Origin of the sequence: Pseudomonas sp. BF-R-26, assembly GCF_019947395.1 — a bacterium.
Lineage (GTDB): Bacteria > Pseudomonadota > Gammaproteobacteria > Pseudomonadales > Pseudomonadaceae > Aquipseudomonas > Aquipseudomonas farris.
Map to the genome: position 1 here is coordinate 251,430 of NZ_JAGYGK010000011.1, position 16,434 is coordinate 267,863.

At 59.9% G+C, this 16,434-nt stretch carries 13 protein-coding genes; 7 read left to right on the forward strand and 6 right to left on the reverse strand.

Annotation, left to right across the window (positions count from 1 at the left end; genetic code table 11):
- Positions 1–65: 65 nt before the first annotated feature.
- Entirely contained in the window at positions 66–770 is a 705-nt protein-coding gene (gene treR / locus KGB18_RS18610; protein ID WP_123719412.1) for a trehalose operon repressor, read from the reverse strand.
- 237 nt (positions 771–1,007) lie between these two features.
- On the opposite strand from treR, the gene treP reads away from it, so the two are divergent.
- The 5 genes from treP to KGB18_RS18635 all read left to right on the forward strand — a co-directional run bounded on the left by treP (position 1,008) and on the right by KGB18_RS18635 (position 8,462).
- Complete coding sequence (gene treP, locus KGB18_RS18615; protein ID WP_223570332.1) at positions 1,008–2,450, forward strand: PTS system trehalose-specific EIIBC component; 1,443 nt, start codon at positions 1,008–1,010, stop codon at positions 2,448–2,450.
- A 140-nt stretch (positions 2,451–2,590) separates the two neighbouring features.
- Positions 2,591–4,240, forward strand: a complete 1,650-nt coding sequence (gene treC, locus KGB18_RS18620) for an alpha,alpha-phosphotrehalase (protein ID WP_123719410.1) — start codon at positions 2,591–2,593, stop codon at positions 4,238–4,240.
- Positions 4,241–4,348: 108 nt separating this feature from the next.
- Positions 4,349–5,572, forward strand: a complete 1,224-nt coding sequence (locus KGB18_RS18625) for a maltoporin (RefSeq protein WP_123719409.1) — start codon at positions 4,349–4,351, stop codon at positions 5,570–5,572.
- Between the two features lie 62 nt (positions 5,573–5,634).
- Positions 5,635–8,169, forward strand: a complete 2,535-nt coding sequence (ptsP, locus tag KGB18_RS18630; protein ID WP_223570333.1) for a phosphoenolpyruvate--protein phosphotransferase — start codon at positions 5,635–5,637, stop codon at positions 8,167–8,169.
- Between the two features lie 2 nt (positions 8,170–8,171).
- Positions 8,172–8,462, forward strand: coding sequence for a PTS transporter subunit EIIB (locus KGB18_RS18635; RefSeq protein ID WP_123719407.1), 291 nt, complete (start codon positions 8,172–8,174; stop codon positions 8,460–8,462).
- 468 nt (positions 8,463–8,930) lie between these two features.
- On the opposite strand, the gene KGB18_RS18640 is transcribed toward KGB18_RS18635, so the two are convergent.
- Positions 8,931–11,003, reverse strand: coding sequence for a TerD family protein (locus KGB18_RS18640; RefSeq protein ID WP_223570334.1), 2,073 nt, complete (start codon positions 11,001–11,003; stop codon positions 8,931–8,933).
- Between the two features lie 536 nt (positions 11,004–11,539).
- Here KGB18_RS18640 and KGB18_RS18645 point away from each other — a divergent pair.
- Complete coding sequence (locus KGB18_RS18645) at positions 11,540–12,916, forward strand: multicopper oxidase family protein (RefSeq protein WP_123719545.1); 1,377 nt, start codon at positions 11,540–11,542, stop codon at positions 12,914–12,916.
- On the forward strand, positions 12,916–13,413 hold the full coding sequence (tadA, locus tag KGB18_RS18650; protein WP_123719405.1) for a tRNA adenosine(34) deaminase TadA: 498 nt from the start codon (positions 12,916–12,918) through the stop codon (positions 13,411–13,413). The genes KGB18_RS18645 and tadA overlap by 1 nt, the downstream gene beginning before the upstream one ends.
- Positions 13,414–13,538: 125 nt before the next feature.
- Here tadA and cmoB read toward each other — a convergent pair whose 3' ends face one another.
- The 4 genes from cmoB to KGB18_RS18670 form a co-directional block, all read right to left on the reverse strand.
- Positions 13,539–14,495 carry a tRNA 5-methoxyuridine(34)/uridine 5-oxyacetic acid(34) synthase CmoB gene (gene cmoB, locus KGB18_RS18655; RefSeq protein WP_123719404.1) on the reverse strand — a complete coding sequence of 319 codons (957 nt, stop codon included), beginning with the start codon at positions 14,493–14,495 and terminating at the stop codon, positions 13,539–13,541.
- Positions 14,492–15,271 (reverse strand): carboxy-S-adenosyl-L-methionine synthase CmoA, encoded by a 780-nt coding sequence (gene cmoA / locus KGB18_RS18660; protein WP_177409423.1) that lies wholly within the window; start codon positions 15,269–15,271, stop codon positions 14,492–14,494. The genes cmoB and cmoA overlap by 4 nt, the downstream gene beginning before the upstream one ends.
- A gap of 125 nt (positions 15,272–15,396) precedes the next feature.
- Positions 15,397–16,041, reverse strand: a complete 645-nt coding sequence (locus tag KGB18_RS18665; protein ID WP_223570335.1) for a lysoplasmalogenase — start codon at positions 16,039–16,041, stop codon at positions 15,397–15,399.
- Between the two features lie 2 nt (positions 16,042–16,043).
- Complete coding sequence (locus tag KGB18_RS18670; protein ID WP_223570336.1) at positions 16,044–16,433, reverse strand: protease inhibitor I42 family protein; 390 nt, start codon at positions 16,431–16,433, stop codon at positions 16,044–16,046.
- Between the last annotated feature and the right edge of the window lies 1 nt (position 16,434).

Consider the following 16,434-nt stretch of genomic DNA (forward strand, 5'->3'; position numbering starts at 1 on the left):
ACCCGTTCGCTCAAGGAATGTGCACTACATAGTTATGGCCATTGTCGATTCAGTACCGTGTAGTGTCAGCGCCGGGCCACATCCGAAAAATAGAATTTATCGAGGGTGTGCCGCGACTCGGTGTACTCGAACTGTCGACCGTCCTGCAGGAAGGTCTGGTTGCTGACCACGATCACATGACTCTGGCCGTCGAGGTCCAGGAGCAGTTGGTCGTCCTTGCTGCGGGGCACTGCTTCGATGGTGCGCTGGGCGTAGGCGATTTGCAGTTGCAGGGTCTGCTCGATGAAGGCGTAGATCGATTGTTCGGCGATATCGCGGGACAGGCCGGGAATCACGTCGCTGACGAAATGGTTGATGTCGAGGATCACCCGTTTGCCGTCGATCCGCCGCACTCGCTTGATTCGTGTGATCAGGCTGCCTTCTTTGGCCTTGATGTGTTCAAGCAACGGGCCTTCGAGAGGTATTTGTGCGAACTCGACCACTTCGGTGCTGACGTCATTGCCCAGTCGTGGGTAGGTTTCCTGGAAGCTGACGATGCCGCCGAGCTGAAACTCGATCGGGTTGGTCGACAGCACGAAGGTGCCTTTGCCGTGGACTTTCTGGGCGAAACCGCGCTCCTGCAATTGCTCGATGGCCTTGCGCACGGTGCCGCGGCTGGCCTGATAGCTGTCCATCAGTTCGGTTTCGGAAGGCAGTCGTGCGCCGCGTTCCAGACGTTCGGTCGTGATGCTGGCAAGCAGATCGCTGTAGATCTGGTTGTATTTACTCATGGGGATGGCTCTGTGCCGCGCTGTGCTCAAGGTTTTGAACCTTAAGGGCAGGGTAGGGGTTTGTCCATGCGGCTTTGGGTTTCTTTGACTTCGGAGGTAGGAAATATCGCCGCCTGTCGGGTTCGGGAGAAACAAAACCAAACTCGTCTGTACGAGTTGTTGCAATAACTCGTACAGACGAGTACTTTTCGCTTCGGCGTGCTGCCAATAACAAAAAACTACAGTGGAAGAACAAGCATGAGCCACGACTACCCGAATATCGCCTCTGAGCTGCTACACAGCCTCGGTGGCAGCGACAACCTCGAGCAGGCCGCGCATTGCGTCACACGGCTGCGCCTGGCCCTCAAGGACCCGAAACTGGTCAACAGCGCCACGCTGAACCAGATCGATCTGGTCAAAGGTTCGTTCTTTACCGGTGGCTTGTTCCAGGTGGTGATCGGCCCCGGCGAGGTGGAAAAGGTCTACGCCGAACTGCGCCGGCAAACCGGTCTCGCCGCCTCGACCATCGCCGACGTCAAACAGAAAAGCGCCGACAAGATCCACCCGATGCAGCGATTGGTGCGGGTGTTTTCCGACGTGTTCATGCCGATCCTCCCGGCACTGATCATTGCCGGCCTGTTGATGGGCATCAACAACCTGATCGGCGCCAAGGGCATGTTCATCGAGGGCAAGACCCTGCTGGACGCCTACCCCAAGCTTGACGGGCTCTGGAGCCTGATCAACCTGATGGCCAACACCTCGTTCGTGTTTCTCCCGGCACTAGTGGGCTGGTCGGCGGCCAAGCGCTTTGGCGGCAGTGAAATCCTCGGCATTGTGCTTGGCCTGATGCTGGTTCACCCGGATCTGCTTAATGCCTGGAACTACGGCAAAGCGGTGGCGGGGCTGGAGGGGCAGAGCCTGCCGTACTTCGACATCCTTGGTATTTTTCAGATCGAGAAGGTCGGGTACCAGGGGCAAATCCTGCCGATCCTGCTGGCAGCCTACGTGATGAGCGTCATCGAAAAGTGGCTGCGGGCGCGGGTGCCTAACGCGGTGCAATTGCTGGTGGTGCCGATCACTACAATCGTCGTCACCGGTGTGCTGGCGCTGGCAGTGATTGGCCCGGTGACCCGCCATCTGGGGATCCTCATCACCGAAGGCGTGGTCACCCTGTTCGACCTGGCGCCCATGGTCGGTGGCGCGATTTTCGGCCTGCTCTACGCACCGCTGGTGATCACCGGCATGCACCACATGTTTCTCGCGGTCGACCTGCAACTGATCTCCACCCAGGGCGGCACTTTCATCTGGCCGATGATTGTCATGTCCAACCTCGCCCAAGGCAGCGCGGCCCTGGCGGTGTTCTACACGACCCGCAGTGTGCGGGACAAAAGCATGGCCTCGACCTCGGCGATTTCTGCCTACTTCGGCATCACCGAACCGGCCATGTTCGGGGTCAATCTGCGCTACAAGTTTCCGTTCTATGCGGCTCTGATCGGCTCCGCGCTGGGCTGCATCTTCCTGTCGCTGAACAAGGTCCAGGCCTCGGCAATCGGCGTCGGCGGCTTGCCCGGTTTCATCTCGATCATTCCGCAGTTCATTCCGATGTTCGTGGTCGGGATGGTGATTGCCATGGTCGTGCCGTTTGTTCTGACCTGCGGGTTGAGCATGAGGATTGTTCGGCCCGGGTATCGGGTCGCTTGATAGATCGCATTCGCCCGTAGGAGCTGCCGAAGGCTGCGATCTTTTGATCTTCGGCGGTGTTGCTGAAAGACCAGGATCAAAAGATCGCAGCCTTCGGCAGCTCCTACGGGGCCAGTACATATTTAAGAGGGAATCCCGCCATGCAAGACTGGCAACGTTCGGTGATCTACCAGATCTACCCGAAGAGTTTTCACAGCCACGCCGGCAACCCCACGGGGGATTTGCTCGGCGTCGTGGCCAAGCTCGACTACCTGCACTGGCTGGGTGTCGATTGCCTGTGGATCACGCCGTTCCTGCGTTCGCCCCAGCGCGACAACGGTTACGACATCAGCGATTACTACGCCATTGATCCAAGCTACGGGACCATGGCCGACTGCGAGTTGCTGATCGCCGAAGCCGACAAGCGCGGGATCAAATTGATGCTCGACATCGTGGTCAATCACACCTCGATCGAACACACCTGGTTTCAGCAGGCCCGTAGTAGCCTCGATAACCCTTACCGCGATTTCTACATCTGGCGCGACCAGCCGAACAACTGGGAATCCAAGTTCGGCGGTTCGGCCTGGGAGTACGAGGCCCAGACTGGTCAGTACTACCTGCACTTGTTCGACCACACGCAGGCCGACCTGAACTGGGACAACCCCCAGGTGCGTGCCGAAGTCTTCAAGATGATGCGTTTCTGGCGCGACAAGGGTGTGGGCGGTTTCCGACTGGACGTGATCAACCTGATCTCCAAACCGGCGGACTTCCCCGAAGACAACAGCGACGGTCGTCGCTTCTACACCGATGGCCCGAACGTCCACGAATACCTGCAGCAGATGCACCGTGAAGTGTTCGAAGGCCATGATCTGATCAACGTCGGCGAGATGTCGTCCACCAGCCTGGAACACTGCATTCGCTACTCGCGGCTGGAGTCGAAAGAGCTGTCGATGACCTTCAACTTTCATCACTTGAAGGTGGATTACCCGAACCTGCAAAAGTGGGTTCGCGCCGATTTCGATTTCCTCGCACTCAAGCGCATCCTCTCCGATTGGCAGACCGGGATGCAGGCTGGTGGCGGCTGGAACGCGTTGTTCTGGTGTAACCACGATCAGCCGCGTGTGGTCTCGCGTTTTGGTCACGATGGTGAGCATCGGGTGGTGTCGGCGAAGATGCTCGGCACGGCGCTGCATTTCCTGCAGGGCACGCCGTTCGTGTACCAGGGTGAAGAACTGGGCATGACCAATCCGGGGTTCGATCACATCGATCAATACCGCGATGTCGAAACCCTGAACATCTTCCGGCTCAAGCGCGAAGCCGGTAGCAGCGACGCCGACAACATGGCGGCGATCATGCAGAAGTCCCGGGACAACGGTCGTACGCCCATGCACTGGAACGCCGAGCCTAACGCCGGTTTCAGCGCTGCCGAACCATGGATCGGTGTGCCGGCCAACGCGGCGCAGATCAACGTCGCTCACCAACTCGACGATCCGGATTCCGTGCTGCATCACTACCGTCAGCTGATTGCCCTGCGCCGCCGTGAAACGCTGATGTCCGACGGCGTGTATCGGCAGTTATTGCCTGAGCACACGAAAATCTGGGCGTATGTGCGTGAAGGCCATGGCGAGCGTTTGCTGGTGCTGAACAACTTCTATGGCGCGCCGTGCGAAGTCGAACTGCCAGATGACGTGATCAGCGAAGCGATGGCTCAACGTCTGGTCATCAGCAACTACCCGGACTGTGCGCTGCGCAATCAGCAGGTGTTTTTACGGCCGTTTGAGTCGTTCGTGCTGCACCTGACTAACCACTAGCCCTTAACCAATAAAAGCACCGTTTTAAAAAACACGCAGAACGCTGCGCGGGGGAGTTTTGCGCGCCGTTTTTTGCTGCATCACACAATAAAAATAATGAGGTGGTTCTTGAAAACAACAATAAATCGCAGCCTTGTAGCGGCGGGCGTGTGCCTGGCATTACCACTGTCGGCCCAGGCGCTGGAATTCGCCGGTTACTTGCGCAGCGGCGTCGGAACCTCGGTTAACAGCGGTAAACAGCAGTGTTTCCAACTGCCGGGAGCGCAGACCAAATACCGCTTGGGTAACGAATGCGAGCAATACGCCGAACTTGAATTGCGCCAGGATCTGTACACCCTGGACGATGGTTCGGTGCTCAGCGTCGACGGCATGGCATCGCTGTATAACCAGTACGACAAGGACCTGACGTTCAACGGTGACAACGGCTCGGTGCGCCTGCCGCAGCTGTATGCGCAATGGTCGAACATGCCCAGCCTCAACGGCGGCTCGCTGTGGGCCGGTCGGCGTTACTACAAACGGAACGATATCCACATTTCCGACTTCTACTACTGGAACCAGAGCGCCACCGGCGGCGGTATCGAAGATGTGCTGATCGGCGATCTGAAGTACAGCTACGCCTTCTCGCGCAAAGACAATCTGTACCAGAAGGACTACATCAACCGTCACGATTTCAACGTCGCCGGTTTCAATACCAACCCCGGCGGCGAACTGGAATTCGGCCTGAGCTACATCGACAAACCCGACAGCCGCGACGCTCATCGCGGTTGGGCAATTACCACCCAGCATGTGCAGAAAGGCTTTCTGGGCGGCAAGAATAAACTGGCCTTTCAGTACGGCGAAGGTCCGGGCACCGGGTTGGGCTATACCGGTAACGTGACGCTGGATGACAGCAGCAAAAGCTACCGGGTGGTGGAGTTCTTCGACTGGCAAGTGACGCCGCGTTTCGGCGGGCAAGTCGAAGCGGTCTACCAGAAAGACATTCGCCCGGACGGCGCCGACCAGAACTGGATTTCCCTCGGGATTCGTCCGGCGTATGCGATCACCGAGCAGTTCAAGCTGGTGACCGAACTGGGCCACGATCAGGTTGAAGCCACGGGCGGGACGCGCAAGCTGAGCAAGTTCACCTTCGCCCCGACCTGGTCGCCCAAGGGGCCGGAATTCTGGGCGCGCCCCGAGGTGCGTCTGTATTACACCTATGCCAGCTGGAACGAGGCGGCCAAACGGGCGGCCAATGAACTGGCGGCGGGTTCGGCGTTGTCCGACACCGGCGCCTTCGGCACGGCGCGACACGGTTCGAACGTCGGATTGCAGGTCGAGTATTGGTGGAAATAAGCGATGCTGTCGGAGCCTCGCGCTCCATCAGCACTTCAAAGAACAAAACAGCAGGTGACGTCATGGCCACACCCCAACAATTGCAACTGCTGGCACCTTTGTCCGGCGTGCTGATGCCGCTGGACCAGGTGCCCGATCAGGTGTTTTCCAGTCGCGTGATCGGCGACGGTCTGTGCATCGATCCAACTTCGCAAACCTTGTGCGCACCGCTGGCCGGGGTGATCAGTAATGTGCAGGTCAGTGGGCATGCCGTCAGCATCACCGACGACAATGGCGTGCAGGTGCTGATGCACATCGGCCTCGATACCGTGAACCTGGCCGGCAAGGGTTTCACCCGGTTGGTGGAGGAAGGTCAGCGGGTAGTAGTGGGGCAGGCGCTGATCGAGTTCGATGCCGATTACATTGCCTTGAACGCCCGCAGTTTGTTGACCTTGATGCTGGTGGTCAGTGGCGAGCCGTTCACCTGGCTGACGCCCGAAACGGGTGTGGTGGAAGGCGGTCAGCCGCTGCTGAGTTTGAATCCGTCCGAAGTGGCGGTCGATGAGCCGATGCCGGAAGAGGACGAGGCGCTATTCTCCAGACCAGTGACGTTGCCCAATGCCAACGGCTTGCACGCGCGCCCTGCGGCAGTGTTTGCCCAAGCGGCGAAAGGCTTTTCTGCGAGCATTTGCCTGCATAAACAGCAGGACAGCGCGAACGCCAAATCCCTGGTGGCGATCATGGCGTTGCAGACCGCCCATGGTGATGTCCTGCAGGTCAGCGCGGCGGGCGCGGATGCCGAAGTGGCGATCAAGACGCTGGCCGAGTTGCTGGCCGTCGGTTGCGGGGAAGCCGTGACGGTGATGGCAGAAGTTGAGACGGTTGTGGCCGAGACCTCATCGCTGAAGGTGCTGCGCGGCGTCTGTGCATCGCCGGGGTCGGCGTTTGGCCAAGTGGTGCAGATTGCCGAGCAGACCCTCGAGGTGAGCGAGTCAGGCGCCAGTCCTCAGGTTGAGCGTGAGCACCTGTCCCGGGCGTTGGCAGCGGCGGTTCTGGCCTTGCAGCAGTTGCGAGACAAGGCCACGGGTGACGCCCAGGCAGACATCTTCAAGGCTCATCAGGAACTGCTCGAAGACCCAGGCCTGCTGGATCAGGCCCTGGCACTGATCGATGCCGGCAAAAGTGCCGGTTTCGCCTGGCGTGCGGCCACCGAGTCGACGGCAGCCTTGTTCAAAAGCCTGGGCAATGCCTTGCTGGCTGAACGCGCCGCAGACCTGGCCGACGTCGGTCAACGGGTGCTCAAGCTGATTCTCGGCGTCGAGGATCGTGCAATGGAGCTGCCGGACGGGGCGATTCTGATTGCCGAGCAACTGACGCCCTCCCAAACGGCTGGCCTGGACACGCATAAGGTGCTGGGGTTCGCGACGGTCGGCGGTGGCGCCACCAGCCACGTGGCAATTCTCGCGCGGGCCTTCGGTTTGCCGGCGATCTGCGGGTTACCGGTTCAGGTGCTGGCACTGGCCAACGGCACTCGGGTTTTGCTCGATGCCGACAAGGGCGAACTGCAGCTGGATCCCGAGCTGGCCGCCATTGAGCAGTTGCAAGCCAATCGTCAGCGACAAAAGAAGCGCCAGCATTACGAGCTGGAAAATGCAGGACAGGCCGCCTCTACCCGCGATGGGCATCACTTTGAAATCACCGCCAATATCGCTTCGCTGGCCGAAGCCGAACAGGCCATGGCGCTGGGCGGCGAGGGCGTTGGTTTGTTGCGTTCGGAGTTTCTTTATCTGGATCGCAATCACGCGCCAAGCCATGACGAGCAGGCGTCCACCTACAGCGCCATCGCCCGAGCCTTGGGCCCGGCGCGCAATCTGGTGGTGCGAACCCTGGACGTCGGCGGTGACAAACCGTTGGCCTATGTGCCGATGGAGCGTGAAACCAACCCATTCCTGGGCATGCGCGGAATTCGTTTGTGCCTGGAACGTCCGCAGCTGTTGCGCGATCAGTTCAAGGCAATTTTGAGCAGCGCCGGGCTGGCGCGCCTGCACATCATGCTGCCGATGGTCACGCAGTTGTCGGAGTTGCGGCTGGCTCGTCAGCTGCTTGAAGAAGAGGCGCTGGCATTAGGGCTCACCGAACTGCCGAAACTGGGGATCATGATCGAAGTGCCGGCGGCGGCACTGATGGCTGATCTGTTTGCGCCCGAGGTGGATTTCTTCTCCATAGGCACCAACGACCTGACCCAGTACACCTTGGCCATGGACCGCGATCACCCACGGCTGGCCAGTCAAGCCGACAGTTTTCATCCCTCGGTGCTGCGCCTGATCGCCAACACTGTGAAAGCCGCTCATGCCCATGGCAAATGGGTTGGCGTGTGCGGCGCCATGGCTTCGGAAAAACTGGCGGTGCCGCTGTTGCTGGGGCTTGGGGTAGATGAACTGTCGGTGAGCGTGCCGTTGATTCCGGCGATCAAAGCGGCAGTTCGCGAAGTGGATCTGCTGGACTGCCAGGCCATCGCCCTGCAGGTGCTGGGGCTGGAAAGTGCCGAGCAAGTACGCGAGGCATTGCGGCGGCACCATGAGGCGACGGTCGATACTTCATTGATTCTGGAGAACTGAGCATGTTCGAGAAAATGCAGCGGGCGTTCTGGAAAGCGTTGACGCCGGACCTGGTAGTGGATGAGCCGAAAGTGGTGGCTCAACCTGTTATCGGTTTGGCCGCGAATGTCGTGGCCGCGCTTGGCGGTGTGGATAACCTCAAGTCGCAACAGCCGGTGGCACTGACCCGGGTGCGGGTGGAGTTGCGGGATATGACGCGAATGGATCGGCAGGCGTTGACGGTGGCAGGGGTGCCGGGAGTGATGATGCTGGAGGATGGAGTGGTTCATCTGATCACCGGCCTTCAGCCATAACCGGACCTTTGTGGTGAGGGGGCTTGCCTGTGGCGAGGGAGCTTGCTCCCGCTGGGCTGCTGAGCGGATCGTTCCCACGCTCCGCGTGGGAATGCCTCAAGGGACGCTCCGCGTTCCAGCCACACCGCCGCTGTCGAGCCAGACACCGATGTGACGCAGAGCGTCACGGGCTGCATTCCCACGCAGAGCGTGGGAACGATCATTCAGCAACGTTAGTCCGAAGGTCGAGCCCGCAACCGCCGCCCCATCACATCCAGCACATCGCACCCATCCCGTAACGGAATGGAGTGGGAATGATGGGATGCCCGGCACTGCCCGGCACTGACTAGAGTGCAGCGCTAGATTCGGAGGAGCGCAGGAAGGGGTTTAGCCAATGCCAGTCAGTTATGCTGACTGGCATTTTTTTGGGTGGAAAGCTCCGAAGCACGAGCTGTCGTTTTCAATGAGCGGCAAAGGCTGGCGTAGGTATTAGAGAAACTGCGATCGAATCAAATCCGTATCGAACGGCGTTGTCCCTTGATCAGGCGCAAACACCGCCTGTGCTTGCTGGGGCGAAGCCACTCGTTCCCCCCGTGCTCGTACATGTAAATCGAACAGAGTTTCCAAATCTGGCCGTGGTGTATGCACCAAAGCCCGCAGCATCAACGATATCCCACTGAGGTTGTTCTGGACGTTGTTCCACCGCGGAGATGAAGTGAGCCCCAGATCGGCCCAAATCATGCGTCGTTCCTGCAAGTCCATAACGAATGGCAGACAGATCCCTGTGTCGGATGCGATATCGATACGGTCGAACACGGATCGCGGCTCGAATACCTCACCCGACGCCGCGTCGGTGCGGGCCATCCAGCCAGCGAAGCATTCTGGGAGATCGCAGTACGGCTGCTCGGTGAATGAGTTGATAGACGTGACGACATAGCGGATACCTTTCTCGACGAGGACATCAAGGTCGAGGTCGATGAACTCCGAAGCCCCGTGGGGCGCGTCGATGATGTCGCCGCTGTGGCAGCCACCGAAACCCTTCAGATTGTAGTACGCGACCGTTTGTGTGAACACGAAGTTGGCGTCGAAAAATGCGGCGGACAAGTCGATGTCCGTGCGTTCACGACCGTTCTTCCACCACAGGAACAGGCGAATGAAACGTGTGTCCGGCATAGGCAACCGACTGCCCCGCACCAGCGTACGTAGCGACTTCGATGAGGCGCGCTGCGCCAGCGGTACCCTGTATTCGCGTAATGCTGGATCGATGAAACAGCGGCCTAGTGGCGGCAGCGACGCAAAACGCATTACGAGGGCGTCCTCGCAGATTCGGGCTGCACGAGCCAACACGTCGGGTGTGAGAGGTTCGCGTCGATCCTTGATGCCATAGACTTTGGCAAATGCACCTTTCGGTGTGAATGCCCGCAGGGGCAGGGGGCGCGGTGCACGTACCTGGGCCAGCAACTGCAGCAGGACAGGCGAGGACACTTGTGTTGCAACAGCCTCGAACGCATCGAGAACCGACTCTGGTTCCGTCGCGCGCCGCAGGGTCGCGTCCAGCCGTCGTGCGAACTCACCAGGACGGCTCTGTAGTACGGGCGTAAGCTTGGCGATGTCACGCTGGGCAAGCAATGTTTCGACACGTGAACCAAATGAGGCTGGCGGTTCGTTGCGACGCGCTGCCGTGATGGCGGCTAGCGCTCGTGGGTACTTATCGGCGTAGTCGCCCGGATGCAGTACTTCAGCCAGGCGTTTCCAGCGCTCAGCATGTCGCATCACGTCTTCTGCAGCGTTGGGTATGTGGTCGAGTAGGCGCAACAGCAGACGGCGCATCGAGCGCTTCATCGCTGTGAAACGTGTCGAAGCTGTCGTCAGTGACACGTCTCCTCCATTCAGCGCGACCGCGAGTCGTAGCACGTCAGTCGCCGTTTCGACGTTTCGCTCAAGGAATGCGTCCACCCCTGCATCGCTGGCGACATGCAGGATAAGTGCGCCGCCAAGCTGTGCACGGATCTCCCGGAACGGGACGGCCTCAGGCAGCAGACGGAACACATCGCTTTTGTACTCTCGGACAAACCAGACGACATCGGCAGTTTCCTCTTCGGAGAGCGAGGTGCGCGATGAAACCAGCGGCTCGAGCAGTGACTCGAACTCAGAGACGCTTCCCGGTTCGATAACGCGGGATATGAAGTTGCCTTCAAGCATCGCAGGTCGAGAGTGTTCAGTCGGTGGTAAACGCCAAAGCGTGAGGTAGTGCATGACGGCGTTAAGGTACAATTCCGCCTCTGATGCCGTCAGTACTTGCTCCGGAAAGTCAGGATAAAACGGCCGGTGGTGCACATGAGCGCCAGTCTCCCGCCGAAGCACTCCGACAATGTCGCGCAGCCAGTGCTTGAGTTCTGTCGCTGACAACATGCCGATTCGCTCGATCAGAGGCTCTGATAGTACGCATCGGAACGCCGCGACTTCCCGGACAGCCGACGCGACCTGAGCGCGCGTGGCACCGCCAGTGCCCATCGGGACGTGAACTTTGGTACGACGACGCAGGAACAGCTCCTGATTCATGCTTGATTTTCTCCCTTGGCCGCCGTCGTGGACGAGCTGCAGCATCGTGTCTACAGCCGATGTAAAAACGCCTGCAAGAAGCAGGCGCGGTGTGGAGAGCGGAACCCCTAGGTCATCAGAGGTTTAGAAGGAAGGTGTTCCATAGCCACGAAGGCATTCTACGGTAGGTTTTCCCTGTTTGTCCGGTTGCTGCGCATCCCAACGGTAACAAGCTGCTTCACCGGAAGAATAGGGGGCTGATGAGCGACAAGTCGCTGGTCCACCGACCAGACGAGTGGCGGCATGATTGGGCAAGTGTGCCCTGCGGTCGGCGAAGTGCCGGCGTTGTTTATTGTCGCGGCGGTATTGGCGTTTTTTACGCCGTGCGGTGAAAGCGCGCACTGACTGCTCGACCAGTCCTCTTTTTCGAACACACGGTGGACAATCCCCACACGTTTTTTCATTCAGGATTTCTTACTGTTTCTCATCCGCAGGTGTATCGTATTCGCCTTTTGCAGGCCTCGCGCCTGTGGCTGATACGTGAGGTAGTTGAGTTCATGTCCTTTACCCGTCGCCAAATCCTCGGTGGCCTGGCCGGTCTTGTTGTCGTTGGTGTCGGAGCCGGTGGCGCGTCGCGTTACTGGTTGGGCAAAATGGCCGACGCTGATGCCGGCCACGACTATGAGTTGATCGCCGCACCGTTGGACGTTGAACTGGTGGCCGGGCACAAGACGCCTGCCTGGGCGTTCGGCCCGTCGGCGCCGGGCACTGAGTTGCGCGTGCGTCAGGGGGAATGGCTGCGGGTGCGCTTCATCAATCACCTGCCAGTGGCGACCACCATTCACTGGCACGGCATCCGCCTGCCGCTGGAAATGGACGGCGTGCCGTACGTCTCGCAATTGCCGGTGCTGCCGGGCGAGTACTTCGACTATAAATTCCGCGTGCCTGACGCCGGCAGCTACTGGTATCACCCACACGTGAACAGCAGCGAAGAGCTCGGTCGCGGGCTTGTCGGCCCGTTGATTATCGAAGAGCGCGAGCCCACCGGTTTCAAATACGAAAAGACCTTGAGCCTCAAGAGCTGGCACGTCGATGAAGAGGGCGCTTTCGTAGCGTTCAGCATTCCTCGTGAAGCGGCCCGTGGCGGCACGGCGGGGGGCTTGTCGACCATCAACGGCGTCTCACAAGCAGTGATCGACTTGCCCGCCGGGCAGATCACTCGCGTACGGTTGCTCAACCTCGACAACACGCTGACGTACCGCCTCAATATCCCCGGCGTCGAAGCGCAGATCTACGCGCTGGACGGTAATCCGATTGAACCGCGCCCACTGGGCAAGGAATACTGGCTGGGTCCTGGCATGCGCATTTGCCTGGCGATCAAGGCACCGCCGGCTGGCGAAGAGTTATCCCTGCGCAATGGCCCGGTACGTCTGGGCACCTTCCGTTCAGTGGCGAACACCGATGCGCCAACCGAGTGGCCGCTAGCGCTGCCCGCCAACCCGGTGGCCGAGCCGGACCTGGCCAATGCCCAGAAACTCAACTTCAATTTTGAATGGGTAGGCTCGGTGTCGGTCAATGTCGAAAACGGCAAGCCGCCAAGCCTGTGGCAGATCAACGGCAAGGCCTGGGACATCACCGACAAGACCTGCGCCGATCGACCGATTGCCAAGCTCGAAAAGGGCAAAAGCTATATTTTCGAATTGAAGAACATGACTCAGTATCAACACCCGATCCACCTGCATGGCATGAGCTTCAAGGTCATTGCCTCGAACCGGCACAAGGTCATCCCGTACTTCACCGACACGTACCTGTTGGGCAAGAACGAGCGTGCGCAAGTGGCGCTGGTGGCGGATAACCCTGGGGTCTGGATGTTCCACTGCCATGTGATCGACCACATGGAAACCGGCCTGATGGCCGCCATCGAGGTAGCGTGATGCGTCAGATTCGCCCCGCAGCGATTATCGACCGCAGCCGTGATCGCGATTTCATGCGCGAAGCCCTGGCCCTGGCCGCTCAAGGCGCGGCGCTGGGTGAAGTGCCGGTGGGCGCGGTGCTGGTGCAGGACGGTGAAATCATCGGGCGCGGTTTCAATTGCCCGATCAGCGGCAACGACCCCAGCGCCCACGCCGAGATGGTCGCGATTCGCGCCGCCGCCCAGGCCGCCAGCAACTATCGCCTGCCGGGCAGCACGCTCTACGTGACCCTGGAGCCGTGCAGCATGTGTGCCGGGCTGATCGTGCATTCGCGGATTGCGCGGGTGGTGTATGGCGCGCTGGAGCCCAAGGCCGGGATTGTGCAGAGCCAGGGGCAGTTCTTTACCCAGGGCTTTTTGAATCATCGGGTGTTGTACGAGGGCGGGGTGTTGGCGGAGGAATGCAGCGCGGTGTTGACTGAGTTCTTCAAGGCGCGCCGAGCAAAACCTTCAGAGTAAACACCGATACCTGTGGGAGCGGGCTTGCCCGCGATAGCGGTGGTTCAGTCGACATCAATGTTTGATTTGCCGACGCCATCGCGGGCAAGCCCGCTCCCACAGATTTATCTGGTGTCTGGGAGAGGCTACTTGCGGGCGACGATGACGGCACGCATCGGCGCCGGCAGCCCTTCGATCGTTTTGCTGTGATCTTCCGGGTCAAGGAAGTCGCTTAACGACTGATACTTCATCCACTCCGTCCCGCGCTGCTCCTCGACCGTGGTCACGCTCACATCCACGCAACGCACATTGCTGAACCCGGCGCGGCGCAGCCACAGTTCCAGCGCGGGCACTGATGGCAGGAACCACACGTTACGCATCTGCGCGTAACGGTCTTCGGGCACCAACACCTGCTGCTGATCGCCTTCGATCACCAGCGTCTCGAGCACCAGTTCACCGCCCTTGACCAGGCAATCTTTCAGCGCCAGCAAATGCTCGATCGGTGAGCGGCGGTGATAGAACACGCCCATGGAAAACACCGTGTCGAAGCCTTCCAGATTGGGAGGAAGATCCTCAAAGGGAAACGGCAAGTGCCAGGCATTGGGCTCGGACAGGTAACGTTGCACCGCCTGGAACTGGCAGAAGAACAGCCAGTTCGGGTCGACGCCGATCACACTGTCGGCACCGGCGCCGAGCATGCGCCACATGTAATAACCGTTGCCGCAGCCGACATCGAGGATGCGTTTGCCTTTCAGGTCCAGGTGCGGAGCTACCCGGGACCACTTCCAGTCCGAACGCCATTCAGTGTCGACATGCACGCCGAACAGGTCGAACGGGCCTTTGCGCCATGGCGATAAACCCATCAGCGCGGTGCGCATTTGCGCGCGGGTCTCAAAGTCGCAATCGGTGTCCAGTTTCAAGCCATTCAACAAGTCGACTTCGCTTGGCTGAATCTTCGGCAGCGCGTCCAGCGCACTCTGCCAGCGCTCGAGATCGCCGTGACCTTTTTCCATTTTCTTGTCGAGTTGCGCTTGCAGGGTGTTGGCCCATTCGGCCAGCGGAGTACCGGCCAGACGGCGGGCGAGGGGGGACAGATCAATCATGGCAAGGCAATCAACGAGGCAAAGTTAAGACACTGGAACCACGGCACGACTTTCGAGAACCCGGCGGCCAGCAGGCGTTCGCGGTGTTCTTCGAGGCTGTCGGGCTTCATGACATTTTCGATGGCGCTGCGCTTCTGGGCGATTTCCAGTTCGCTGTAGCCGTTGGCGCGTTTGAAGGCCACGTGCAGGTCGGTGAGCAGCGCGTGTTCTTCGGGGTCGTTGAAGCGCAGCTTCTCCGAGAGGATCAGCGCGCCACCGGGCAACAACGATTGGCGGATGCGCGAGAGCAGCGCGGTGCGCTGGTCCGGGGCGATGAATTGCAGAGTGAAGTTCAGCGCCACCACCGAGGCCGGCTGGAATTCCAGGGCAAGGATGTCGCCTTCAATCACTTCCACCGGCAGTAACTCCTGGAACATCGAGTCCTGGCCGTTGAGGTATTCGCGGCAACGCTCGACCATGGCTGCGGAGTTATCCACAGCGATGACGCGGCAACCGTCGGTGCGCACGTGACGGCGCAACGCTTGAGTCACGGCGCCCAGGGACGAGCCCAGGTCGTAGAGCACGCTGTTGGGCTGGGCGAACTGCGCGGCGAGCACGCCGAGGTTTTCCACGATGGTCGGATAACCCGGCACCGAGCGCTTGATCATGTCCGGGAACACCCGAACCACGTCCTCGTTAAAGGCAAAGTCAGGCACCTGGGTCAAAGGCTGGGCGAAAAGGCGATCGGATTCTTTGCTCACGGCGGTTCCAGCGGCATAGGTGGAAAAGGCCGGCATTTTAGCCAAATTGACGGGGGGATGCGCGGGTTGTCTGATAAAGCGCAAATCAAAAGATCGCAGCCTTCGGCAGCTCCTACTTTGGAATGCGATCCCCTGTAGGAGCTGCCGAAGGCTGCGATCTTTTAAACGGTTGAACGCGGTTTCTGGGTGAACGCCGACGCCGCAATCCCCCATTGCCCCAGCCAGTAGCTGAGGATGATTACGTAAGGCGCGGCATGGAATGGCATCACAAACCGGTTAATGCCAATCACACTGTCAGAAAACACAAACGCCAGCGCGCCCGCCGCCGCCAGCAGCGCCGAGCGTTTGGGCACGTCAGTGCCGAGTCGGGCCAGGGCGCGCCAGAGCATGGCGCTGATGGCCAGCCCGTAGACGATCACCGGGATCAGCAGCGGTCCCAAACCATTGGAAATCAGAATCCCCAGCAGCACCGCACCCACGCTCAACGCGAGGATCAACGGCAGCAGCGCCAGACGCCGACAATCGCTCAAATAAGCCTTCAGATACGCCAAATGCGCGACCAAAAACGCCCCAAGGCCAAACACGAACAAATCCCCCGGCCATGCCAACAACACGTCGCCGACCAGGGAGAAAATCAAACCCAGGCTGATCCAGCGTCGATAGTCACTGGGCGGTGCATCGTGCAACCAGCCGAGCAGGGCCAACACTGGCAACGGTTTGACCAGCAAGCACAGCAACGCGGCATGCACGCTCAGGCCATACAGAAAGGTCACCGCGCCCATCAGCGCCAGAATCAGCCAGCCCACAATCAGTTAACCGCGATAGCGCAGTCGAAGGTTTTTACCGCCGGTACTTCGGGTGCCCACGGCTGTGAATAAGTCAGCCGCAAGCGGCCAGTGCCGCTGGCAAAGGCCTGGAAGCGCCAGGTTGAGATGCCGGCGCTGCCAACAATCCCGGCATCTTCCGGGTTGCTATAGACCTCGGGGCTGAGCGCACGCAACACGCCACCAGCCGAGTCCTGAATCGCCCAGCGGTAACCCGTGGTCGGGTTGCTTGGCAGGGTCAGGATCAGGTTTTGCCCGTTGTTCAGTTGCACCGGGCATTCGCTTTGTTTTTCCACGGTCACGTTCTGTTTCGATTGCGTGGCGCAAGCGCTCAGCAGGGCGAGGGCGAGGGCGAGGGCGAGGGGGATCAACAGG